The sequence below is a fragment of the Nitrosopumilus sp. K4 genome (assembly GCF_018128925.1).
Taxonomy (GTDB): domain Archaea; phylum Thermoproteota; class Nitrososphaeria; order Nitrososphaerales; family Nitrosopumilaceae; genus HKST03.
In genome coordinates this window covers 962833-982478 of record NZ_CP067007.1, presented here as the reverse complement: position 1 = coordinate 982478, position 19646 = coordinate 962833, and the positions used below count along the sequence as shown (strand labels likewise).

The 19646-nt window shown below is 34.4% G+C and carries 24 protein-coding genes and 1 tRNA gene; 11 read left to right on the top strand and 14 right to left on the bottom strand.

Going from position 1 to position 19646, the window contains the following annotated elements; all coding sequences use genetic code 11:
- From NsoK4_RS05930 to NsoK4_RS05920, 3 genes are read left to right on the top strand one after another with little or no spacing between them, the layout of a single operon-like run.
- Positions 1 to 1245 (top strand): cysteine desulfurase, encoded by a 1245-nt coding sequence (locus NsoK4_RS05930; protein ID WP_211686093.1) that lies wholly within the window; start codon positions 1 to 3, stop codon positions 1243 to 1245.
- Positions 1242 to 1685, top strand: coding sequence for an iron-sulfur cluster assembly scaffold protein (locus NsoK4_RS05925; RefSeq protein WP_211686091.1), 444 nt, complete (start codon positions 1242 to 1244; stop codon positions 1683 to 1685). Before NsoK4_RS05930 ends, NsoK4_RS05925 begins: the two co-directional genes overlap by 4 nt.
- A gap of 1 nt (position 1686) precedes the next feature.
- On the top strand, positions 1687 to 2034 hold the full coding sequence (locus NsoK4_RS05920) for a hypothetical protein (RefSeq protein WP_211686089.1): 348 nt from the start codon (positions 1687 to 1689) through the stop codon (positions 2032 to 2034).
- Here NsoK4_RS05920 and pgk read toward each other — a convergent pair.
- Positions 2027 to 3235: a phosphoglycerate kinase gene (gene pgk, locus NsoK4_RS05915; RefSeq protein WP_211686087.1), complete on the bottom strand. Its 1209-nt coding sequence runs from the start codon at positions 3233 to 3235 to the stop codon at positions 2027 to 2029. The two genes, NsoK4_RS05920 and pgk, sit on opposite strands and share 8 nt — an antisense overlap.
- 134 nt (positions 3236 to 3369) lie before the next feature.
- On the opposite strand from pgk, the gene NsoK4_RS05910 reads away from it, so the two are divergent.
- Complete coding sequence (locus NsoK4_RS05910) at positions 3370 to 4038, top strand: phosphatase PAP2 family protein (RefSeq protein WP_211686085.1); 669 nt, start codon at positions 3370 to 3372, stop codon at positions 4036 to 4038.
- On the opposite strand, the gene NsoK4_RS05905 is transcribed toward NsoK4_RS05910, so the two are convergent.
- On the bottom strand, positions 4027 to 4338 hold the full coding sequence (locus NsoK4_RS05905; protein ID WP_211686083.1) for a hypothetical protein: 312 nt from the start codon (positions 4336 to 4338) through the stop codon (positions 4027 to 4029). The two genes, NsoK4_RS05910 and NsoK4_RS05905, sit on opposite strands and share 12 nt — an antisense overlap.
- Before the next feature lie 137 nt (positions 4339 to 4475).
- Here NsoK4_RS05905 and NsoK4_RS05900 point away from each other — a divergent pair, with 137 nt between their 5' ends.
- Positions 4476 to 5429 (top strand): ATPase V, encoded by a 954-nt coding sequence (locus NsoK4_RS05900; protein WP_249111002.1) that lies wholly within the window; start codon positions 4476 to 4478, stop codon positions 5427 to 5429.
- A gap of 62 nt (positions 5430 to 5491) precedes the next feature.
- Here the strand turns inward: NsoK4_RS05900 and NsoK4_RS05895 are convergent, their stop codons facing one another.
- The gene (locus NsoK4_RS05895) at positions 5492 to 5806 is read right to left on the bottom strand and encodes a DNA-binding protein (protein WP_211686081.1); all 315 of its coding nucleotides are present in this window, start codon (positions 5804 to 5806) and stop codon (positions 5492 to 5494) included.
- 149 nt (positions 5807 to 5955) lie between these two features.
- Between NsoK4_RS05895 and NsoK4_RS05890 the strand changes: the two genes are divergently transcribed.
- A tRNA-Leu gene (locus NsoK4_RS05890) sits at positions 5956 to 6056 on the top strand.
- 46 nt (positions 6057 to 6102) lie between these two features.
- Here NsoK4_RS05890 and NsoK4_RS10130 read toward each other — a convergent pair.
- On the bottom strand, positions 6103 to 6225 hold the full coding sequence (locus NsoK4_RS10130; protein ID WP_256438669.1) for a hypothetical protein: 123 nt from the start codon (positions 6223 to 6225) through the stop codon (positions 6103 to 6105).
- A gap of 186 nt (positions 6226 to 6411) precedes the next feature.
- Here NsoK4_RS10130 and NsoK4_RS05885 point away from each other — a divergent pair, with 186 nt between their 5' ends.
- Together NsoK4_RS05885 and NsoK4_RS05880 are read left to right on the top strand one after the other, a co-directional pair.
- Positions 6412 to 7032, top strand: a complete 621-nt coding sequence (locus NsoK4_RS05885) for a hypothetical protein (protein WP_211686079.1) — start codon at positions 6412 to 6414, stop codon at positions 7030 to 7032.
- Positions 7033 to 7653 carry an HD domain-containing protein gene (locus NsoK4_RS05880; protein WP_211686077.1) on the top strand — a complete coding sequence of 207 codons (621 nt, stop codon included), beginning with the start codon at positions 7033 to 7035 and terminating at the stop codon, positions 7651 to 7653.
- Positions 7654 to 7831: 178 nt separating this feature from the next.
- Here NsoK4_RS05880 and NsoK4_RS05875 read toward each other — a convergent pair whose 3' ends face one another.
- Positions 7832 to 8737 (bottom strand): transcription initiation factor IIB family protein, encoded by a 906-nt coding sequence (locus NsoK4_RS05875; protein WP_211686075.1) that lies wholly within the window; start codon positions 8735 to 8737, stop codon positions 7832 to 7834.
- 252 nt (positions 8738 to 8989) lie between these two features.
- On the bottom strand, positions 8990 to 9832 hold the full coding sequence (locus NsoK4_RS05870) for a B12-binding domain-containing protein (protein ID WP_211686073.1): 843 nt from the start codon (positions 9830 to 9832) through the stop codon (positions 8990 to 8992).
- Between the two features lie 316 nt (positions 9833 to 10148).
- On the opposite strand from NsoK4_RS05870, the gene NsoK4_RS05865 reads away from it, so the two are divergent.
- Positions 10149 to 11528 (top strand): NAD(P)H-binding protein, encoded by a 1380-nt coding sequence (locus NsoK4_RS05865; RefSeq protein ID WP_211686070.1) that lies wholly within the window; start codon positions 10149 to 10151, stop codon positions 11526 to 11528.
- An 11-nt stretch (positions 11529 to 11539) separates the two neighbouring features.
- Here the strand turns inward: NsoK4_RS05865 and NsoK4_RS05860 are convergent, their stop codons facing one another.
- Entirely contained in the window at positions 11540 to 12088 is a 549-nt protein-coding gene (locus NsoK4_RS05860; protein WP_211686068.1) for a YbgA family protein, read from the bottom strand.
- Positions 12089 to 12223: 135 nt separating this feature from the next.
- Here NsoK4_RS05860 and NsoK4_RS05855 point away from each other — a divergent pair, with 135 nt between their 5' ends.
- On the top strand, positions 12224 to 13126 hold the full coding sequence (locus tag NsoK4_RS05855) for a peptidase (RefSeq protein ID WP_211686066.1): 903 nt from the start codon (positions 12224 to 12226) through the stop codon (positions 13124 to 13126).
- 25 nt (positions 13127 to 13151) lie between these two features.
- Here NsoK4_RS05855 and NsoK4_RS05850 read toward each other — a convergent pair whose 3' ends face one another.
- The 4 genes from NsoK4_RS05850 to NsoK4_RS05835 all read right to left on the bottom strand — a co-directional run bounded on the left by NsoK4_RS05850 (position 13152) and on the right by NsoK4_RS05835 (position 16386).
- Positions 13152 to 13373 carry a hypothetical protein gene (locus NsoK4_RS05850; RefSeq protein WP_249111001.1) on the bottom strand — a complete coding sequence of 74 codons (222 nt, stop codon included), beginning with the start codon at positions 13371 to 13373 and terminating at the stop codon, positions 13152 to 13154.
- Positions 13374 to 13459: 86 nt separating this feature from the next.
- Complete coding sequence (gene hemB / locus NsoK4_RS05845; RefSeq protein WP_211686063.1) at positions 13460 to 14440, bottom strand: porphobilinogen synthase; 981 nt, start codon at positions 14438 to 14440, stop codon at positions 13460 to 13462.
- A 36-nt stretch (positions 14441 to 14476) separates the two neighbouring features.
- The gene (hemA, locus tag NsoK4_RS05840; protein WP_211686061.1) at positions 14477 to 15736 is read right to left on the bottom strand and encodes a glutamyl-tRNA reductase; all 1260 of its coding nucleotides are present in this window, start codon (positions 15734 to 15736) and stop codon (positions 14477 to 14479) included.
- Positions 15733 to 16386: a bifunctional precorrin-2 dehydrogenase/sirohydrochlorin ferrochelatase gene (locus NsoK4_RS05835; protein ID WP_211686059.1), complete on the bottom strand. Its 654-nt coding sequence runs from the start codon at positions 16384 to 16386 to the stop codon at positions 15733 to 15735. The genes hemA and NsoK4_RS05835 overlap by 4 nt, the downstream gene beginning before the upstream one ends.
- A gap of 103 nt (positions 16387 to 16489) precedes the next feature.
- On the opposite strand from NsoK4_RS05835, the gene NsoK4_RS05830 reads away from it, so the two are divergent.
- Positions 16490 to 17506 carry an Lrp/AsnC family transcriptional regulator gene (locus NsoK4_RS05830; protein ID WP_211688957.1) on the top strand — a complete coding sequence of 339 codons (1017 nt, stop codon included), beginning with the start codon at positions 16490 to 16492 and terminating at the stop codon, positions 17504 to 17506.
- Here NsoK4_RS05830 and NsoK4_RS05825 read toward each other — a convergent pair.
- From NsoK4_RS05825 to NsoK4_RS05815, 3 genes are all read right to left on the bottom strand, one after another.
- Positions 17503 to 17838, bottom strand: a complete 336-nt coding sequence (locus tag NsoK4_RS05825) for a hypothetical protein (RefSeq protein ID WP_211686057.1) — start codon at positions 17836 to 17838, stop codon at positions 17503 to 17505. The two genes, NsoK4_RS05830 and NsoK4_RS05825, sit on opposite strands and share 4 nt — an antisense overlap.
- 6 nt (positions 17839 to 17844) lie before the next feature.
- Positions 17845 to 18843 (bottom strand): aldo/keto reductase, encoded by a 999-nt coding sequence (locus tag NsoK4_RS05820; RefSeq protein ID WP_211686055.1) that lies wholly within the window; start codon positions 18841 to 18843, stop codon positions 17845 to 17847.
- Positions 18844 to 18936: 93 nt separating this feature from the next.
- The gene (locus tag NsoK4_RS05815) at positions 18937 to 19614 is read right to left on the bottom strand and encodes a chlorite dismutase family protein (RefSeq protein WP_211686054.1); all 678 of its coding nucleotides are present in this window, start codon (positions 19612 to 19614) and stop codon (positions 18937 to 18939) included.
- Positions 19615 to 19646: the final 32 nt, after the last annotated feature.

The following is a 19646-nucleotide window of genomic DNA, read 5'->3' as shown; positions in this document are numbered from 1 at the left end:
ATGCAAAGCGCTCAGTCATCTTTTGAAAATTTAAGAAAAGATTTTCCAATACTTGAAAGAAAAGTTAGAGACAACAAACCTCTTGTGTATCTTGATAATGCATCAACAACTCAAAAACCAAATCAGGTAATTGATGCAATAAGTGATTACTATCAAAATCATAATGCAAATATTCATAGAGCAGTTTATGCGCTTGCTGAAGAAGCAACTGAGGCCTTTGAATCTACGCGTGACAAAGTTGCAAATTTCATTAATGTAAAAAATAGAAACGAAATAATCTTTGTCAGAGGGACCACTGAGGCAATCAATCTTGTAGCGTATGCATGGGGAAGAACTCATGTTAATGAAGGTGATGTTGTAGTTTCTACTGAATATGAACATCATAGTAATATTGTTCCGTGGCAACTACTTACTCAAGAAAAGCATGCAAAAATTGAGTATATTGGCATGGATGATAACGGGGAGCTCATTTTAGATGATCTTGATAAGTTGCTTGATACTGGAAAAGTAAAACTAGTTGCTTTTAGTTTGATGTCAAATGTTTTGGGAACAATTACTGATGCTGAAAAAATTATTGCAAAATGCAAAGCAAAAGGTGTCTTGACATTGGTTGATGGTGCACAAGCAGTACCTCACATGAAAGTTGATGTTGACAAACTAGGATGTGATTTTTTTGCATTCTCTGGACACAAAATGCTTGGTCCTACTGGCATTGGTGTGCTGTGGGTCAAAAAAGAAATTCTTGAAACAATGAACCCTTTCCACGGTGGTGGTGATATGATTAGAGAGGTTCACAAATATGAGACCACCTGGAATGATCTACCTTACAAATTTGAAGCAGGAACTCCAAATATTGCAGATGTGGTTGGATTAGGAGCTGCAATCGATTATCTTACAAAACTTGGAATGGATAATGTCAGACAACATGAAATCGAATTGACAAAATATGCCATTGAGAAACTCTCTCAGGTAAAGGGACTCCAAATTTACGGCACTAAAGATATTTCAAAAAGAGGTGGTGTGATCTCATTTAATTTTGCAGATGTTCACCCACATGATGTGGCACAGATTATTGATGAGGAGGGAATTGCAGTTCGTTCAGGTCATCACTGTGCACAGGTATTGATGGAACGACTAAATGTTGCTGCAACATCAAGAGCAAGCTTTTACATCTATAACACAAAAGAAGACATTGACGCACTAGTAAATTCATTAAATAAGGTGGCGAGGTTATTCAAACTATGAGTAGTAATGCCGACATTTACCACGAGATGATTATTGATTATTCAAGAAATCCTATTAACTATGGAGAAATTGAAAACCCTGATGTGACGTTTCATGATTCAAATCCATTATGTGGTGACAGTATTGATATTGATATGAAAATAGACGAGAACAAGGTATCTGATATCAAATTCCATGGAAAAGGTTGTGCAATATGCATGGCTTGCTCATCTGTCCTCACTGAAATTACAAAAGGCAAGAGCATTGATGAAGTAAGAAATATTGAGAAAAATGATGTGTTAGGTGAACTAGGTCTGGAAAATCTCCAAGCAGTACGTATAAAATGCGCACTGTTATCCCTCAAGGTTCTAAAATCTGCTCTCTACTCTTATCTTGGAAAACACATGAAAGATTCCAAAGATGTAGATAAGTTAAAAGAAGAGGCAGCAAATCTGTACTAGTATGGGTGATTTTACTCCTTCAACTCCTATCTCTTTACAAATCCGAAAAATTATCTTCGAGGATCACAATAATGTTGACACAATTTTTACAAATGATCAGATTTTTGAAAAATTAAAACAAAATGGTGATTTAGATCCTTCTTGGATTGTTGATGACATTGAGCCCTATATCAATGAATTATGTGATTCCAATCTAGCTAGAAACATTGCACAAAACTTTACAACTATTCATATGAAGCTCTTTGATTCCATGGTGAAACATCACTGTAATGCTTGTAATTTTGATGTATATCTTGGAACATCAGAAGAAAAAACATGTCCAAATCCTTCTTGTAAATCTTCTATTTAGCTCTATGTTTGATTGCAGCATCTTCTAATGCTTTGATCATTGGAAGTCTATCTCCTGTGAGGTATAATACTAAAGCACCTCCTGCAGTACTGATATGATCAATTTTTTCAGCTAACCCGTATTTTTTTAGTGCGGAAGTTAAGTGACCTCCACTCACAATTGTTGTTGCCATTGAATTTGCAACTGCCGTTAGTAATCCTTTCGTCCCATGACTGAAGTTTTCTTTTTCAAAAAATCCTGCAGGACCACTAATGAAAACAGTTCCTGCACCTGCAATTAATTTTGAATAGTGCTCTACTGTTTTTGGACCTAAATCGTAAATGCTGTCACCTTTACCAAGATCTCTTACGTCAATCTCTACTCTTTGACCGTCTTTATCAATAGCAATATCTACTGGCGTTGAAAATACATCTGGATACTCTCCAATCAAACTATGTGCTTTTGCAACCACTTCTTCTTCTCTTTTTATTCCCAATGGATATTTGATACGTGCTTGTGCTCTCATGAAGACATTTCCAATCAATCCTGTAAGCAAGACGTGGTCTGCCCTTCCATTCTGAATTAGCATCTTTATTGCCTCTAGTCTATCTGGCACCTTTGAGCCTCCCAGCACAATTACGTGGGGAGCTTTTGCAACTGTCATTATCTCATCGAGGTTTCTTACCTCTCTTTCTACAATTCTTCCTGCACATGCAGGCAAGACATGCGGGAATCCAACAATTGATGGGTGTGATCTATGTGCACTAGGGAAAGAGTCTAGAACACACAAATCAAATAATTTGGAAAGACGTGAAACCATGATTGTTTTTGCTGCATCTTCTGGTGAAAATTCATAATTTTCTTCAGCACACAATCGTAAATTATCTAAAAGTAAAATTTCGCCGTTTTGCAAATCTCTGATGGCATTCTGAGCTGCTTCTCCAATGACGTCTTCAACATATTTTATCTTCTTGCCCATTAATTCTTCTAATACTTTGGCATGTTTGTCCATTCCAGTATAGTCTTTGTTTCCTACACGGCCTTGATGTGATGCTACGACAACTTTTGCTTCATCGAGATCTTTGATTGTTTGTATTGCTTCTTCAATACGTTTGGTTCCTGAAATCTCCATAGTTTCAGGATCTATGGGGCAATTCATGTCTACTCTCAAAAAAACTGTCTTACCTTTAAGATCAAAATCATCTAATGTGAGTACCTTCACAATTTTCCTATTATCACCTTGGTTAAATTCTTTCAGCCGATCAGAAAAATCTTGTTACACAATTTTGAATCAAACACTTCCAAAACTTATCTACCTGAGAAAAATTAAAAATGACATACTTGAGGTTTGAATAATTGCAAAATTGGATTTTTGATATCAGGTCACGTTCATTTGTATTGTTGGTTGCAGCCTTTGTCTTTGCATCACTATTGGTAATTTTCGAAGTTACTGAAAATCTTGATCAATCTGTGATTTCTTTTATGGCCGAAAACTCTGGTAATTCTTTCACTCATTTTGTAATGCAGATTATCACTGAAAGTGGTGATTCGTTTTACATGTTGGGATTTGGCATCTTGATGCTGATAATAAAAAGGACTAGAAGAGTTGGCATTACCTTGATGATCTTGATAGTGCTATCTACTTTGCTTACTGGCTACATTAAATGCGGGGTGGATAGAGACCGCCCCGAATTTGAATACGAAGGCGTATCTTTCCCTGTTGGTATTAGTAAGGACACATTTGCTTTATTTTGTGAAGGTGGATACAATGCATCATATCCATCAGGACATGCTGCAAGGTCCATGATTTTTGGAATTGTTCTGGGTTTTGCATTGTCTCAAAGGTTCCCACGAGGAGCGTATCTGTTGTTATTATATCCAGTATTGGTCTCTTTGAGTAGGGTGTATGTTCTTCAGCATTACCCTATGGATGTAATTGGTGGTGCATTGTTAGGCGTTTTACTTGCAGGTGTTTTGGCAAAAAGAACAAAACTGTATAAAATTTTTGAAAAATCAAAATCCTAACTCTGTCAAAGTTTTGTTGCTGATCAAAACAATGGCATAGTGTTCTTGATCATGATGGTATGTCCAATACTTTATGTCTCTGATCTCATTTTTATCTCGCAGGCCTGATGTCACTCCTGTTGTAATGGTATATCCCATCCGCTTTGCAATCTTTGCTTCTTTTGGCATCAATACTCTAAATCCCTCTTTTCTGTTATTGAAACCCATGTTTACCATCTCCTCAACTGCTTCTAACGCATCTTTTTCGTCTTTTAGATCAAACGTTTTTGCTACTGGCAAATCTTTTGGATGAAAATCCATCAATATTTGTAGAATTTCTTAACTAATATTTTTTAAAAAACGATTTTTGCGATCAAGGCATGTTAATTTTCTTAACAGGTAAGTCAAATCCTGATTATGTTAACAACTTAATCGCATAAATTTACCTGATTCAATCGTTGGCAACATTAGAAAAATTAGTACTTGAATTAAGAAAAAAGAAACAAGAAGCAACTAAGTTAAAGAATAAAGCTGAAAAGCAGTATAAAGAATATAGATCACTTGAAAGAAGATCTTCCTCTGGATTAAACACTATTGATAAAAAAATCGAATCTGAAAAAGAAGATGCATCAGAAGTTTCTGAAACTTTAACTCAAAAAAATGCTCAAATTGAGAGTATTGAAAGATTGATAGCATCTGCCAAAGAAAGATTGGAACGCGAAAAAGAGGCTATCATTCAAGCAGAACAAGAGATTGAATTTGCTGAAACCCCTGAAGAAAAGTCATATGCTGAGTCAAGATTAAAAACACTTCAAAATCATATCGGTGAACTGGAATTTGAAATAAAGTCTAGAACCAAAACTGCAAAAAAACTTGCTGATGAGGTGGCCAAGTTCAATGATATTAAATCCAAAATATCCTCAAAAATTCAAAAACAGACCAAAGCCAAACCTGATTTGAGAGAGAAAATGGCTACCGGGCACAAACAGGCTAAGAAATTAGAAAAGGAGCTAGAGAAAAGAACCAAGGCAGAAGAATCAGCTAAAAAAGCACTTGAACGAGCAACTGCTAGACTAAAAGAATACCTTTCTAAGAAAAAACCAACAAAAAAATCTGCCCCTAAGAAAAAAACTGTAAAGAAAACAACAAAAAAGAAACCTGCAAAGAAAAAACCTGCTAGAAAGACTGCTGCAAAGAAAGCATCTAAGAAAAAACCAACAAAAAAATCTGCCCCTAAGAAAAAAACTGTAAAGAAAACAACAAAAAAGAAACCTGCAAAGAAAAAACCTGCTAGAAAGACTGCTGCAAAGAAAGCATCTAAGAAAAAACCAACAAAAAAATCTGCCCCTAAGAAAAAAACTGTAAAGAAAACAACAAAAAAGAAACCTGCAAAGAAAAAATCTAGAAAATAGATTTACAAAAGTAATTTAGAATAAAATATTAAAACAATGAAAAACTAATTTTTGAAATTAGTTTATTGAGGATTTATTTCCATTTGGCCGTACTTGCCTTTGGTTAAGGATACTTCGCCTTTGAATTCGTTTGTATAGCCATTTGTAATAACAACGACATCTCCGACATTTACTGCTTTGATATCGTCTCCCCAGAGTGTTAATTTCATTTGTTCTTCTTCTGTTTCACCGTCTGCAATGATTGCATCACAAACATCTACAGTCCCGCCTGATTTGAGATTAACAGTTCTTGGTTCTCCTTTACTTTTTACTTCGGCTTTTACATTAACTCCACTTCGCATTTTTTTTGCTTGTGAAATTGGGATAAATTCTGCCATTCTGATTCTGAATCAATTCTGTGCCATTAAAAGCTTTTTTTAACATGATTGTCTGTTTTTTGATTTTTTGCAAATATTGATTTTCATCGATCAATTTTGAAATCATCCAAATAGTAATCGAAAAATATTGGTCATTATCCACTCTCTTTGCAGAGGTATCGAAGCCCGGTCAACCGAGAGGGACTCAAGATCCTCAAAATAGGAAATCCCTTCTCTCAGGAGTTCGTGGGTTCAAATCCCACCCTCTGCACTAAATTTTCATTATTTTCCAAAAATTCTACTAAATTTCTTAGAAATTATGCAGGAATTGCTTTAACTTTTGAAATAGAGTGCTTTGAAATATTTTTGTGCATTTCTGCAATGTCTTCATCTTTGAAAGAGAGGTCACATCTAAAACATTTCCAAGAAACTTCGGACATGCTTAACTATAACGTATAATTATCTTATAAGGATATTGCATGATTGATCCAATTTTTTGTAAAACATGATCATTCTATCTGGAATTATGCAATTTTTTGATTTTTTATGATCAAATTGAAATTTTTTCATAGGTAAATCCCCAATCCAAGGGTTTAGAAACAAAAAACTGGTTAAAAAACTGAAAGATGGCCGATATTTTTGAAATTTTTGCAGAATGGTCTTATCTTGGGATTTTTTTGGTATTGATTGGAATAAACGCTGCGCCAATTTTAATGCCGCCTAGTTGGATTGTACTAACTTCTTTTTACCTTCTTGATCCTAGTTTGAATATTATTTTACTTGCAATGGTTGGTGCTACAGCTGCTACAATTGGTAGGTTTATTCTTAAAAAAATTAGCAGTCTTTTTAGACGCTTTGTAGGTCCTGAACAAAAATCCAATCTTGATATAATTGGAGATTATCTTAATAAGAAAAAATATGGTTATGTTATAGCCTCATTTCTTTTTGGTGCCACCCCACTTCCAAGTAACATGCTCTTTATCACATATGGCTTGATGCGAGCAAAAAGTATTGGGATCTATGTTGGATTTTGGTTTGGGCGTATGCTGTCCTATATTGTGATGATATATTTTGGAAATGCAGTTTTGCAACCTTTTCTTGAAATTTTTGAGAATAGATTGACAGGAATTCTATTAGTTGATGGTGTTGGGGTGGGTATTATTGTATTGTTTGCATCAGTAAATTGGGCACTTTTAATTACACAAAGGAAACTAAAATTTGTAAAACCTAAGCTTTGGAGATTTTAGATGAGAGACATTGAATTACTTCAAAAGTATGTGAAACAAAGAATGGAAAATGATCCTGCACATGATTTTGCTCATATAATGAGAGTATTCAATAATGCAAAAAAATTATGTAAAAAAGAAAAAGCTAACGAAAAACTTGTTCTTAGCGCAGCATTGTTGCATGATATTGTATCGTACCCAAAATCTGACAAACGTTCAAAACTTTCCTCTATTAAAAGCGCACAAGAAGCACAAAATATTCTTATAAAAATGAATTACGCTTTTGATGATGTTGAGATAATTTGTGATGCAATACGTGATCATAGTTTTTCAAGAGGTGAAATTCCAAAGACCTTGGAAGGTAAGATACTTCAGGATGCAGACCGACTTGATGCAATTGGTGCTATTGGAATAGCTCGGGTTTTTGCTGTAAGTGGCTCTGAACAAAGACCTTTTTACAATAATGATGATCCTTTTTGCAAGCACAGGATGCCTGATGATAAAACATGGGCTCTAGACCACTTTTATCAAAAATTACTCAAATTAGAATCACTGATGAATACAAAATCTGCAAAAACTGAGGCAAAGAGGAGAACTAGAATCTTGAAATCTTTTCTTTCTGAACTCAAAAAAGAAATTTAGATTCTTTTGCTCCTGGCCTTTGTTCTCAACACGGCTTTACAACAAATACATCTTGTGTCTTTAACTGACATAAAGATTCCACAAAAAGTACAACGTTTTTGACCAATTTCATATTTTATTTTATTTGGGGCAGGTTCTGCCTTGTGCATTTGGCAAATGCCTCTACATGTCCTTCCCATTAAATTTCGCTCCATATTCTTTTTTTGATTTCTTTAGTTCTATCTCTGATAGTCACTGCACTGATTCCTGATGTCTGAGAAATTTTAACCTGTGATGCTTTTTCTTTATTTTTTTGTGCAGCTACATGAACTGCAGCTGCTGCAATTGCCATTGGGTTTTTGCTAGTAGATATTCCTTCTTTTTCAGCTAGAGTTACAATTCTAAACGCTAATCTTTCTGTTTTTTCAGAGATTTTAATTGCCTTTGAAATCCTTGATACAAATTCATGGGGATTGTATGCTTCAGGGTAAATTTCTAACTCTTTGACCAAAAATCTGTATGTCTTTTGTAGATTTTTTCTTCTGATATTTCCTGCATTTGCAATATCTTGCAGGGTTCTTGGGGTGTTTGTCAATCTACATGCAATGTATACGGTAGCACAAAGAATACTGGATGTGGACCTTCCACTAAGTATCTTTTTTGCAGATATTTTTCTAAAAATATACGCTGTTTGCTCTACCACTGATTCGGGTATTGCAAGTTTTGTCTTAATCCCGTCTAACAACAAAAATGCCTTTTGCAATGATTTTACAGTGTTTGCTGAACGACTATTTCTGTCCCATATACGCAAACGATAAAACATTTTACGGTTTTCTCTTGAAAGTGATTTGCCTGTTGCATCTTTATCCTTTGATTCTATAATCGTTGGCAATCCCATATCTGCCATCTTTAGAGAAATTTTCCTTCCTGCTCTGAATGAAGTTAAGTATTCTTCTTTTGTCAACCCTGTGTTTTCAGGACCTAATGCCACTGCTTTTTCTGGTGATACTGCACCACAATTTTGACATGCAATCTCACCCGTATCAAAATCTGTAACAATTCTAATTTTTTTACAGTTATTTTGATGAATTAACTCACTAAGCATTTTTGTCTCCCAAATGTTGTTCCGCATTCTTCACATGATATTCCATGTTCAAAAAACTCAATATTGTGATTACCGCATATTATGCAAATTTTGATATTTGAATTAACATAAACTAAAGATTCATCATTTTTTTCTTGATGAATGATTTTTGTTTTCATGATGTAATTTAGGTTTAAGAATATTTAAGCCGGTTATGTTTTTTTGACTAGTGCTAATTTTCTCAAAAATTTTATCTTATCTAAAAATGTAATTTTATGCTGTTCTGATGAGTCTTGGAATCTCTTCTAATGTAGATTCTACAATAATTTTTGCATCAAATTTTGGAATTTTTTTAGATTGAAATGCAAATCCGCCTACTAATATTGGAATGTTGAATTGATCCTTAATTTTTCTCACCAGTCTTTGTCCTGCAGATAAATTGTCTTCTAAAGTAATTGATAACAGTAATACATCTGGTTTATTGGCATCGATGAAACTAAGTATTGATTCTGTTGGTAATGATGTTCCCATGTTGTATATTTTAAAGCCCTTTATTGACAGATAAGTTTCAATTACATCGCATCCGAGATGATGCTCTTCTCCTAGAGGCACACAAATCATGATCCTTTTTTTACTTCCTGTGGCTGAAACTCGCTCCATGATAATTTTTACCAATGTCTGAGCTACATTGCTTGCCACATGTTCTGTAGCGATACTTATTTTGCCTTTTGCCCAATCATCACCGACTTTATACATCACCGGTTTTAGAATTTTATCAAAAAAGTCAGATGCATTAAAAATTTTGATATAATCTTCATAAATTTTCAGCGAACCTTGAATATCACCATCTGTTAATTTTTGGAATAGTTGTTGTTTGGATTTTTTTGATGCCTCTTCTCTCTTTTTGATATCTTTGGGATTGAATTTTGCTAGTACTGATAATATTTTGGGATCATTTCTATAATCTGTTGGAATGTCATCCTTGTCTACATCAGAGGCTTTTCCCAGATATTTCACAATCTCTTGTTTTGAAGTGTTTTTCTTTGAATCCCATACACTTTTGACAAGATACAGATATTGATCTGATTTTACTTTCTTGGCTCTGATGTACACCATGTTGTTTTTATTAAATTTCGATATATAACTAATGCTAACTATATTTTATAGTGCCAATTTTTGATTTTTTCAATGCTCTCATAAATTAGGCACCCTTTTAGCACTAGAATATGATTTTATCAGCAGTTTAAATAATTTAACAACATAAAAACAACATGTTCATGACACCACCGCAAAAAATGTTACAAGAAAGCGAACATTCAGGAGGCCGCCACTTGGATAAATCAATCCTTTCAGTTGGGTATTGTCTTGATGGGATTGGGTTTCATGGTAAATCGTCCACAAAAACAACAAATTGGTGCATTGAGGTAGAGTGATGAATCAGAAATTGTCTGAAGATTCTTATCATCAAAATACTCCTTACTCTATTTTAGTTTCTGGCGCAACTGGTTTTATTGGTTCTAGATTGATCTCACATTTGGTTTCTTTAGGGTATACTGTAAAAGGAATGAGTAGAAACAAGATTGATGATACAAATAATGTAAAGTATGTTCAAGTAGATGTTTTTGATGTTGAACAGCTAAAAAAAGCAATGACGGGAATTGAAACTGCATATTATCTGCTTCATTCAATGGAAGGTAGCAAAGAACAATGGAAAGAATTTACTTCTCGTGAAAAACTCCAAGCCAAAAATTTTCTTAAGGCTGCTACTGATGCAGGTGTTAAGAGAATTATCTATCTTGGTGGATTAGTAAATGATAGTTTGGGTTTATCACCTCACATGCAAAGTAGAAAACAAGTTGGTGAGATCTTATCTTCCGGTAACATTCCTGTTACTGAGTTACGTGCATCGCTAATCATTGGTGCAAAAGGTGGCTCTTATGCCATGTTGAGATATCTGGTAGAACGATTACGAATCATGGTTACACCTTCGTGGGTAAAATCTATGGCTCAACCAATTGCAGTTGATGATGTAGTGTCTTATCTAGTTGGATGTATGGAACATGATGAAACTGCAGGGAAAATTTATGAAATTGGTGGTCCTGACAAAATGACTTATGAAGAGTTAATGCGTGTTTATGCAGCATATTTGAACAAAAATCTATTCATTATTCAAATTCCATTTCTGACAACCCGCCTTTCATCTTATTGGGTTGATCTGATTACTCCTGTAAAGGCATCTCTTGCACGGCCCTTGATTGACAGTCTAGTTCATGATACTGTTGTAACAGATGATTCTATCACCAAAATCATTCCCATTCGGTTAAAATCTGTTCGAGAATCTATTGACATTGCAACTAAAGAAATGCAGCAAAATCCCCCTCCTGTTGAACTAAAGCATGAAAAAACAGGATTTCAGATAAATCAGAAACTATTGATGGTGTCCCTTGTAGCCATGGCTGTAATAGGATCTACGTATTATTGGCTAGATGATAGGCCCAGTGTATATGAACCTGCATGGATTTTTGCAAGTGTGGTTTGGTACATTGCAATACTTTCTGCAATCATATTTGTCAAAAATAAGACTCGTCTTGGTTATCTCATTGGAGGTGTGCTTTCTTGGATAACTATGGCGTTTTGGTTATTTGATAATTTTTATTTTGTTTTTAGTACTACTCTGATATCTGACATTCCAAACTATGCAATTACTATACGAAACTTTGTTGGAACTGCAATTGCAGCAATTGCAATAATTGCATCTCATAACACATTTCATAAAGTAATTGATTATCAATACAAAGGAACACCTATTTGAAAATTGATTACTCATGGATTTTGTTTGTCTGTCTGAAACATTTGCAAAAGAATTTCAGATTGTGTATCAGAATAAAGTAGAAAATAGGTTTGACTGGCAAGATATGTGTTGTTAAATCTAAAAATTATTGGATTAATTTTTGATAACATATTTCCTATGGTGATCTTTTCATTTCTGTATTTCTCAAGTAATTTCAGAAAAATTTCTTTTTCATGTTGGCTAAAATCTTTTGAAAAGTATCCAAATATGTGCATCATTACATTAATGTGCATTTTTGTTGTAGGATGTTTCTCAAATGCTCTTTTGAGATGTCTTTCATATTTTTCTAGAATTTCTTCAAATGGAATTTTTTTGTGATTGGCAACAATATTGCCCAATTTTTTTAATTCTTCTTGACCATGAACCATTATCATGTACTTGTTCATTGCTTGAAAACTTGCCAAGTCTTTGATCTTTTTAGTTCTTTTTACATCGTTAAATCGCTCAAAGACATATTGTTTTACATCTTCTTCAGAAATCATAATGTTTCTTCTATTCTGTCTGTCTTGATTTTTGCTCATCTGAAAAATCCTCTCTGATAATTTAAAAAGCCAAACGAGAAAAAAATTATTTACCACTAGATGTTATATGTGCAAATTTGGCACTAGAAAAAAAGTTAGCACCATCTTATATATCATGAATTGAGAAAAACATCAATGAAACCCGAAATAACTGCAATCACCGCAATTCTGCTGGTTGGCTCAATTACCTCTTTTGCAACTGCAGAAGGTGTACCTGCTTGGGTAAAAAATAACGCAGGCTGGTGGGCTGATGGAACTATCTCCGAATCAGAATTTATTCAGGGAATTCAATTCCTTATCAAAGATGGTATAATTGTAGTTCCTATGACATCTGTTTCTGCTGAAAAGTCTGAAGGTGTACCTGCTTGGGTAAAAAATAACGCAGGCTGGTGGGCTGATGGAACAATATCTGATGGTGAATTTGTTAATGGCATTCAACATTTAATCAAGACTGGGATAATTTCTGTTCCTGTATCGCAACAAATGTCTGAAACTCCTATGAAAACAACTGATGATTCTAAATTAGCAGTACTGGAAGCCGAACTAGAGAGATGCGCTGAAATTGTAAAAGCATATCCGCGACTAAACTGTGAAAAAGCAGCAAAGCACCAAATTGAAGCTTACAGCATAAAGAAAAACGGTCAATCATTCCAAGCAGGTCCTGTTACCTATTATTGGCCAGGACTTGGAACTGAAGGCAATTCATTTGAAATTACCGAATCCGGTCAAGCAATTCTTTCTGTCAGGATTTTAGCTGAAAACAATGGTTCATCAGACAATGTCTCTATGATGTGTACTGGTCCTGCAGTTTGCAATTATGATGTTTGGAATGGTGAAAAGGCATTCAAATACTCTGGAATGGACTTTACAAACGGACAAATTGTTTTGCAATCTGGAGAATCTGCAATCTTCAACATGTTGTTTGGTCCTAACATTGGATATGGTGGAACACAATTCATCTATGATCCTTCAAAAGATTATGTCTTTAGGATCTCAGAGCCTTATGGGAGCGTCAATATTCCATTGAATATTCAGTGACCCTTCTAATTTTTCTTTTTGAATTTTATCCATAATCTACATACCTGTCATATCTTTTTTCAACTTCTTTGTTGAGTCCCTCTTGAATTTTCTTTATTTCTTCACTGGATCTGATGTCAATGTATTTTTGAATTGCCTCAAATTGTTCTTCTTTTGGGTATGACTGAAAAACTGGGTCTATCATCTTAAAATATTCTATAGTCTTCTCTCGAAATTCTTCTCTAGATGGTTTTTTGATTTTGTTCATTCGAAACCAAATTGATGCCCAGCTACAACCTATAACATGAGGCAATAAGTCGAATGCTCTTTCTATTTCAAATCTCTCGTCGTTTCTCATGACTCTTGAAGGAATCTTGCGGCAGATTTTGCAAAATATGTGACAATCATGTCTGCTCCTGCTCTTTTTATTGAATACAAAATTTCTTCTGTAATGTCTTTTTCATTAACCCATCCTTGAGTTGCTGCCCCCTTTACAAGTGCATATTCTCCTGACACACTATATGCTGCAACTGGCACATTGAATCTTTTTCTAGTTTCTGCAATCAAATCCAGATATGATAATGCTGGTTTTATCATCACAATGTCTACTCCTTCATTGATGTCTGTCTCCACTTCCATCATAGCTTCTCTTGCATTTGTAAATGGAACCTGGTATGTTTTTCTATCTCCGAATTTTGGTGCGCATTCAGCTGCGTCTCTAAATGGCGAGTAAAATGAGGAACGATGCTTTGCAGAATGAGACATTATTGAAACGTCTGTAAACCCTTCATCATCTAGGGCCTTTCTGATTGCAGCCACTTGCCCGTCCATCATTGCCGAAGGCGACACTGTATCTACTCCAGCTTTTGCTTGACTTACCGCAGTTTTTGCTAATGTTTCTAAACTTGTATCGTTATCTATTTTATTTCCTTGAATAATTCCACAATGACCTGTTGATGTAAATTGACACAAACATACATCTGCCATGATTACTATTTTGTCTCCAAAATTCTTTCTAATTTGCGCAATCGCCTTTTGCACAATTCCGTTATCGTCAAATGCTGATGAGCCTGCTTCATCTTTGTTAGAGGGAATGCCAAATAACATGATTGCTGGGATCCCTAGATCCGAAATAGTTTCTACTTCATCGTTGATGTCTTCTAAAGGCAATCTTTCAATTTCAGACATTGATTCTACCTTGATTCTTGTTTTAAGATCCTCTTGAACAAATACTGGGCAGATAAAGTCTCTGGGTGAGAGATTCGTTTCTTGGACTAGTTCTCTCATCTTTGCTGATGTCCTTAATCTGCGCAGACGTCTTGTAGGGAATGACATTATCAAAAATCCTTCTGGGTAAAATATAATCCTAGTCTAATCTGCCTGTTTTTTATAGTCAAATAATTTGCTGGCAGTCTCCAAAATGTCTGGGTCTCCTTGCTCAGATGCTTTTCTGATGTTGTTCATAGGTGTTGATACTATGCTTTCTACTACTGCTTTTGTCAATTCTTCAATGATTTTGATTTTCTTTTCGTCTTTTTCATCTAACATTTGTAGTGCTTTTTGCAATTCTTTGGCCCTAAGTGAATCAATATTCTTGAAAACATCTTTTACCAATGGTTCTGCATCTAATCTTTTCATTGAGGCTTCTAAAACTGAAACCTCTTCATTAATTATATTTTCAACGGTTTTAACCTTGTTTAATCTGGCCGTCATGTTTTTTTCAACCATTTCTGCAATCTGATCAAGATTCATCAGTTTAACCCCTGCAATAGTAGCTACTTTTTCATCTACTGTCCTGGGATTTGACAGATCTAGAATCATCATCCCTTTCTTGTTTTGTTTCATAGCTTTGATGATTCTGTCATATGTTACAAGAAAATAAGGTGCAGTTGTTGCTACAAACAAAACATCATAATTTTCAAATCCTGAAAGAACCTCTTCAAATTTAACTGGATTTCCTCCCATTGTTTCACAAAATGCTTTTGATCTCTCTAATGTCCTGCTAGTTACTGCAAAATCATATCCCCTTCTCTGAAGTGATTTTGCAACCAGTGTGGATACTTCTCCTGTTCCAATCAGTAATGTTTTTTTAAATTTTAATTCATCAATGTTTTCTTCTGCTAGTTTTACTGCCATAGACCCTACGGATATTCCTCCCCTTCCAATCCCACTAGAATTTCTAATTCTGGTTCCTATTCGGATGGCCTTGTCAAATAAAGTATTGAGATGTCGTCCTGATGCTTTTGTATTTCTTGCAGATGTGATGGAATTTTTTATCTGACCTAAGATTTGCTCTTCGCCTACTACCATTGAGTCTAGACCTGAGGTAAGTTTTAGGAGATGATGTAATGCCTCTTGATTCTCAACTAATTCTAAATTTTCTTTGAATGTTTCTTCATCCAACCCTGTTAAAGATGCCCATGTTTTTCTGATCTTATCTACGTCATATTCTTTTGATTTTCCAAAAAGCTCTATTCTGTTACATGTCTGAATTATCACACATTCATCTAACCCTGAATGTTTTTTGAATTCCTCATACGCATTATCTATGTTCTTGATTGTGAATTTTTCTAAAACATGAATTGGTGAATTACGAAAAGTAACACGTGCATTTATGATGTTTTGTTTCATTTCCAATCCCTCAATATTGTAATTGCGCGCTTTTCAGCCTTTTTGAAGTGACCGTCTTTTATTAACTGATCAATCTTGTTATCACTCATGATATTGTTAATGTATTCTTTTCTTGCTGCTTGAGTGGGAATGCTCTCTTTTGCCATCTTTCGTGCGATCTCTTGAATTTTAATTTGTCCTATCTCTTTTTTTGTGATAATTTTCTTGAAAATTTTCTCAGACTTTGCTTTTAATTTCTTTGACATTGCAGGACTTTTTCCTCCTGTGAAAATTGCAATTTTTATTGTATTTTCAAAATCAATTATTGCTGGATTTGAAAAATCACTCTCATCTGGATTATCCGAACTGTATGCTATGATCTTTTTTCTCTTTGCAGCTTTGATGATTTTTTGATTTAGCAAATTGTCATCAGTTGCTGTGATTACCATGTCTGGCTTTAATTCTGATAGAAATGACACTTCTTGAATGTTCTTTTTTTCTAATTTGATTTTTTTAGATGTAGCAAGTTTGTTAATTGCTGTGTTTGTTTTTTTACTAACCACTGTAATCTTACAATTTTGATTCAAGAGTGAGTTTATTCTTTTTAGGGCTTCCTTTCCCCCTCCAATGACAATCACATTTTTGTTTTGGAGATTCAGATCCACTATCATCGATCAAAAAGGCTACAGTTTCTATTTATGTATTCAAAACAATGCGTAAAAATTCTAGCTACATTTTTAATTGAATGAACAAGTCATTGACTTGATGACTTCAATGGATGAGTTGGATAAAGAAATCCTCAATGAGATTCAATGGACTTTTCCACTTGTAACTAGACCCTTTGATGTGATTGCAAAAAAATTTGACACTACTCCTGAAATTATCAAAGAACGCATGAATGCGTTAAAACAATCTGGTGTTCTGAGACAACTGAGCGCAATTTTTGACACAAGAAAACTAGGTTATACCAGCTCTTTGGTTGCAATGGAAATTGAAAAAGATCAACTTGAACACGTTGCAAGTCAAATTAATCGTCATCCTGGTGTTAGTCATAATTATGAACGAGATCATCAGTTTAATCTCTGGTTTACTTTGGCAGTTCCTCCTGGCTCTGATTTGAAAACAGAACTTGACAAATTTAATGTCTTAAAAGGAATTACAAAAGTTAGGATGCTTCCAACATTACAACTATTCAAAATTGGTGTAAAACTTGACATGGTAGATGAAAAGAAACATGAAGTTGCACCAACTGAAAAGAAAAAAGAAATACAAAATGTAAAATTTGAGCCTACTGACGAAGATAAGGCGTTTGTCAGAGAACTCCAAAAAGATATGGAAATAATTGATGAACCTTTTGTAAAAGCTGCAAACAACCTTAGCATTTCAGAAGATCAGTTGTTTGAAAAAATGAAATACTATGAAAGTATTGGAGTAATGCGAAGATTTGCAGCAATTCTAAGACATCGTCAAGTTGGATTTACTGCAAATGGAATGATTGTCTGGAAAGTTCCTGAGGATAGAATTTCTGAGGTTGGAGGTAAACTTGGTGCATTTCCGCAGGTAAGTCATTGCTATGAAAGACCTACATATCCTGATTGGCCTTACAATGTATTTTCTATGATTCATTGTAAGACTCATGACGAGGCACATGAAATGGCAAAAAACATTCAGGACCAAATTCATGTTGATGATTATAAAATACTGTTTAGCTCCCGTGAATTCAAAAAAACACGTGTAGAATATTTTGTAGAAAATAACTTTAGTTTAGAAGAATCTATTACTGTTTCTTAAATTTCGTTATCGTCGTGACCTACGACATGTATTGTGCAAAAGTATTGGTCATTTATGTTACAGTAATACTCTGAACTTTCACCACATAATTGGCACGGTGGATGTTCGTCATGCTCTGAGAGCCTTACGTGGTAAATCCTTGTTCGACTTGTTATTGTGGGCTCTTTGTATATTCTAGTTAGTCTTGAATAATATTCTAGTTCTGCCTGACTCAGCGGTATTTCTTTTTTTATTTTCTTGATTATTGTTTCCCATTTTTTATACTCCCCAATTTTTGCAATCTTTAGTCTTTCAATAATTTCTAAAGTTCTTTCTGAATCTATTTTGTCCATCAGAGACTAGTTTGTTTGAGGTGTAGCCTTTAATTCATATGCTGGCCATGTATTGTATAATTCTTCAATTTCTTTCATATCTGATGAACTAAGGTATTTGCCATCAGAAATTGCTGCAAACATTTCAATTTCTTCTTCGCTTACAACTGTGGGTAAAACTGATGCAATCTTATTCTTTGATAATATGAATTTGATTGCAAATTCTGTGATGTTAAGTCCGTTTCGTTCAGCAATTGGCCTGAATTGTTCTACTTTCTCTAGTGCTGATTTTCTCCATTCTATCTTTCGATCTTTTCTATGATCATTGCTTGGAATGACTGTGTCTGCCTTTACTTTTCCTGTTAAGATTCCTGATGCATCTGGAACTCTGACTAGGATTCCAACATCTTCTTTTTCAGCTTTTTGAATTAATTCATTTCCAGGAGTCTGTTCTAAAATATTGTAGACGGTTTGAATAGATGAAACGCTTTTTCTGTCCATTGCTTCGAGCCCTTCTTGTGTCCATCCTATTGCAGGACCTAGTGCGACTTGAGCTGTTCTAATTTTTCCTTCTTTGATTAACTCATCAATGGTGTTGAATGTCTCATCATTTCTTATGTGGTGTAATTTTGGATTGTGTAATCCTAATGAATCCAAATAATCTGTTTGTAGTCTTTCCAGACATGCATCGAGTGCTTTTCTGGTGTATTCTGGACTATAATTTTGAGGAAGTTCTGCATGGCCAATTTGTTCTACATTTGAAAAATCATAACCATACTTTGTTGAAATGACGATCTCGTCTCTCATTCCTTTGAAAACTTCACCGATAAGTTTCTCACTTTTTCCTTTTCCATACATATCTGCTGTTTCAAAATAATTAATTCCTAAATCATAAGCTCTTTTTAACATCTTTTTTGCTTCATCTTCTTCAATTTTCTTTCCCCACCAATCTAAGGCAATACTCCATGCCCCAAAACCTATCTCAGATACTTCAATTCCGCTTTTACCTAATTTCTTGTATTTCATGCACTATCAACTGAATTTAAGAGATATTTGAAATTTCTTCATTTATGTTTATCCGAGATTTGCCCTTTTGATATTAAGATTGTTTTAAAGATCTTACCCTAGGCTTGTGATTAGAGGTACAATATCCTTTTTGACACATACAATCATTGGAATGTCGTTTTTCACATATGATGAAACTTCTGTTTCCCTCAAATCCATGATGAGATCCTGAAAGTCTCTGATGTTCTCAACCTCAAATGCCAACATAAAATCTTCATCATGTATTCCAAAAGAGTAAGTTGTATTGAGTACTACCTGTGGGTATTTTTTACTGACTTCGATATGTTCGTCCATAATTTTTTGTCTCTTGTCTTGGGGTAGAAGATACCATTCTCTGGTTTTAGTAAATGGATAAACTATAACATGTTTTTTTGGTTCCTTTCCAGTAAGAAAACCATGTTCTTTCCTTGCCCCTTGGACATAAATCGAAGGTCTAGTACATGAGAGAAAAGTCATAGAAGGGATGATGTATTTTCCAAAAACTGTTTTGTATAATTTTTCTATAACTGATTGGATTTCTTCAATTGATTTTGCTGCAAACCACAACAAAAAATCCGAGTCATCTCTTAATCCTAAATTGGAATATGATCTGTACATTATTCCTGAATTGTTTAAAATATTGTCTACTTCTTTTGCTGATTCTTCTTTTGCCAAATCTGCCATCCATCTCCATTTGGGATCGATTTTGAAAAATGAGAAATTGAAATAATATTGTTCATCATTTTCTGACATGTTCTGTACAATTTTGAAACCCTATTTAAACA

What these genes read in the sequence shown, in the direction of transcription:
- NsoK4_RS05830 (WP_211688957.1), top strand. Translation starts at nt 16,490, where the DNA reads ATGGATGAGTTGGATAAAGAAATCCTCAATGAGATTCAATGGACTTTT.
- NsoK4_RS05925 (WP_211686091.1), top strand. Translation starts at nt 1,242, where the DNA reads ATGAGTAGTAATGCCGACATTTACCACGAGATGATTATTGATTATTCA.
- hemA (WP_211686061.1), bottom strand. Translation starts at nt 15,736, where the DNA reads ATGAAACAAAACATCATAAATGCACGTGTTACTTTTCGTAATTCACCA.
- NsoK4_RS05895 (WP_211686081.1), bottom strand. Translation starts at nt 5,806, where the DNA reads ATGGCAGAATTTATCCCAATTTCACAAGCAAAAAAAATGCGAAGTGGA.
- NsoK4_RS05860 (WP_211686068.1), bottom strand. Translation starts at nt 12,088, where the DNA reads ATGAGCAAAAATCAAGACAGACAGAATAGAAGAAACATTATGATTTCT.
- NsoK4_RS05870 (WP_211686073.1), bottom strand. Translation starts at nt 9,832, where the DNA reads ATGGTGTACATCAGAGCCAAGAAAGTAAAATCAGATCAATATCTGTAT.
- NsoK4_RS05880 (WP_211686077.1), top strand. Translation starts at nt 7,033, where the DNA reads ATGAGAGACATTGAATTACTTCAAAAGTATGTGAAACAAAGAATGGAA.
- NsoK4_RS05835 (WP_211686059.1), bottom strand. Translation starts at nt 16,386, where the DNA reads ATGATAGTGGATCTGAATCTCCAAAACAAAAATGTGATTGTCATTGGA.
- hemB (WP_211686063.1), bottom strand. Translation starts at nt 14,440, where the DNA reads ATGTCATTCCCTACAAGACGTCTGCGCAGATTAAGGACATCAGCAAAG.
- NsoK4_RS05885 (WP_211686079.1), top strand. Translation starts at nt 6,412, where the DNA reads ATGGCCGATATTTTTGAAATTTTTGCAGAATGGTCTTATCTTGGGATT.
- NsoK4_RS05905 (WP_211686083.1), bottom strand. Translation starts at nt 4,338, where the DNA reads ATGGATTTTCATCCAAAAGATTTGCCAGTAGCAAAAACGTTTGATCTA.
- NsoK4_RS05865 (WP_211686070.1), top strand. Translation starts at nt 10,149, where the DNA reads ATGAATCAGAAATTGTCTGAAGATTCTTATCATCAAAATACTCCTTAC.
- NsoK4_RS05820 (WP_211686055.1), bottom strand. Translation starts at nt 18,843, where the DNA reads ATGAAATACAAGAAATTAGGTAAAAGCGGAATTGAAGTATCTGAGATA.
- NsoK4_RS05930 (WP_211686093.1), top strand. Translation starts at nt 1, where the DNA reads ATGCAAAGCGCTCAGTCATCTTTTGAAAATTTAAGAAAAGATTTTCCA.
- NsoK4_RS05825 (WP_211686057.1), bottom strand. Translation starts at nt 17,838, where the DNA reads ATGGACAAAATAGATTCAGAAAGAACTTTAGAAATTATTGAAAGACTA.
- NsoK4_RS05920 (WP_211686089.1), top strand. Translation starts at nt 1,687, where the DNA reads ATGGGTGATTTTACTCCTTCAACTCCTATCTCTTTACAAATCCGAAAA.
- NsoK4_RS05850 (WP_249111001.1), bottom strand. Translation starts at nt 13,373, where the DNA reads ATGAACAAAATCAAAAAACCATCTAGAGAAGAATTTCGAGAGAAGACT.
- NsoK4_RS05815 (WP_211686054.1), bottom strand. Translation starts at nt 19,614, where the DNA reads ATGTCAGAAAATGATGAACAATATTATTTCAATTTCTCATTTTTCAAA.
- NsoK4_RS05855 (WP_211686066.1), top strand. Translation starts at nt 12,224, where the DNA reads ATGAAACCCGAAATAACTGCAATCACCGCAATTCTGCTGGTTGGCTCA.
- NsoK4_RS05875 (WP_211686075.1), bottom strand. Translation starts at nt 8,737, where the DNA reads ATGCTTAGTGAGTTAATTCATCAAAATAACTGTAAAAAAATTAGAATT.
- NsoK4_RS10130 (WP_256438669.1), bottom strand. Translation starts at nt 6,225, where the DNA reads ATGTCCGAAGTTTCTTGGAAATGTTTTAGATGTGACCTCTCTTTCAAA.